Genomic DNA, 385 nt, shown 5'->3' with positions numbered 1-385 from the left:
ACTAATCCTTCAACCCTCACCTCCATCCATCCTCATTTCCATCACATCCATCTCTTTACCACCCATCGTTTCCCTTCTCATTTCTTTATAATCCTAACCCAACTCGCTATCCATCATCAATTTCTTCCTTCCTTCCAACTACTCTTTACCTCTACGAATGCCTTCCAACAACCTTACTTTCTCACCAATCCCCATAGCGCAACCCCCAACTTGACCTCCCTCCAATCCGTACTTAGAACCCATAACCACATTCAATGTTTTCCTCTGACACACTTCAATTTCTTTTTTCTTCCTTTCATCATCACCACCAATCCCTTCGGGTGAACCACTTCTCACCTCATTCATGCCTCCACCATCCTCCAACTCCCATCCTTCCCCCAATTTC

General features: G+C 44.9%; 1 pseudogene. It reads right to left on the bottom strand.

From position 1 onward, the window contains the following. Window positions 1–138 precede the first annotated feature (138 nt). A pseudogene (locus tag FS628_RS30185) lies at window positions 139–385 on the bottom strand (hypothetical protein); the annotation flags it as partial.

The sequence above is a fragment of the Paenibacillus xylanexedens genome (assembly GCF_007676705.1).
Taxonomy (GTDB): Bacteria; Bacillota; Bacilli; order Paenibacillales; family Paenibacillaceae; genus Paenibacillus; species Paenibacillus xylanexedens_C.
Note: the sequence above shows the minus strand (reverse complement) of the source record. Positions and strands in the feature narration are given on the sequence as shown.